A 1,134-nucleotide genomic window follows, 5' to 3' on the forward strand; every position below is an offset into this window, starting at 1 on the left:
TCAACCTCCAGCGCGTTCTACAAGTCCAGACCCACCCGCGGTGAAAGAGACGCCTCGACTGCCCGCGTATCGTCGACCGGCACCATCCGCGAAAGCGAACTCATGAATAAGACGGGCTAGCGCCACGCGCTCGGCATAGCGCAGCACGACAAGAACGAACCATCGGACGGCAATGGACCGCGCGGCGGTTCGCTCGGCCAGCACGGCGAGCGAGACGAGCAGCGCGACGGTGCGCCTCAGCGTCCGGTCGTCCAGTGCTCCCTCCATGCCCGTGCCCTTTCATGACCCGTGGGCATTGTGCGATGGGTGACGGGGGGTGTGGATGGAAATTTTTTAGGGGGGTGGGGGTTGTGCATGAGAGTGGGGTGGCGGCGCGGGATAAATTTCTGCGAACAAGAGCGATGAACCGCACCTTTATGCTGTAGAAGACTCTGATCCGACGGTAGGCAGGACTTCCTCGGCAGTGCTCGCATCCATTTCGCCTTCTCTGGGCTTTCCACCTTCTTTGCCTATGACTGCCTCGCGTGCTTTCGAGACGGCATCCTGCACATCCTTCGAAAGCTCGCGGTCTCCTCGCCCGTCTTCCAATCGACGGAACTTTCGCGCAAAATTCTCCCATCCCATCAACGTTTCGATGCCCGACTGATCAACTCGGTAGTGCCTACCGAACACCATCATGACGAAGGCCTCGAATGCTGCTTCGTCCTCGGTCAATTGATTGAGTTTCTCAACGCAGGCATTGTCCCAACCACCCACGTTCGCCAGAAACCACACCGGCGACTCTTTCCAGTTGCCGAAAAACCAGTTGGTGGCGAGATGCTCGCCTCGCCAGTGTCCAGCATACTCTCGACAGGCTTTTTCCCACTCGGCCGGTAGACCGATCTTGTCGAACTGGGTCCGGCCCGATCGCCCAAAGAGCGCGTGTGCCCAAACCTGATCTCGCAAAATCCGAGCGGCAAATTCCACAGCCCCGATGTCGGCGGTAGAACGCACAATCTCTAGCGCCGTCGCAGCTAGCCCGTCTTATTCATGAGTTCGCTTTCGCGGATGACGCCGGTCGATGGTACGCGGGCGGTCGAGGCGTCTCTTTCACCGCGGGTGGGTCTGGACTTGTAGAACGCGCTGGAGGTTGAC

Annotated in this window: 1 protein-coding gene; it reads right to left on the reverse strand. The window is 59.5% G+C overall.

Annotation, left to right across the window (positions count from 1 at the left end):
* Positions 1–414: 414 nt before the first annotated feature.
* Complete coding sequence (locus N1F91_RS30920) at positions 415–993, reverse strand: hypothetical protein (RefSeq protein WP_289997753.1); 579 nt, start codon at positions 991–993, stop codon at positions 415–417.
* Positions 994–1,134 lie beyond the last annotated feature (141 nt).

The sequence above is a fragment of the Aquibium sp. ELW1220 genome (genome assembly GCF_030398385.1).
GTDB lineage: Bacteria > Pseudomonadota > Alphaproteobacteria > Rhizobiales > Rhizobiaceae > Aquibium.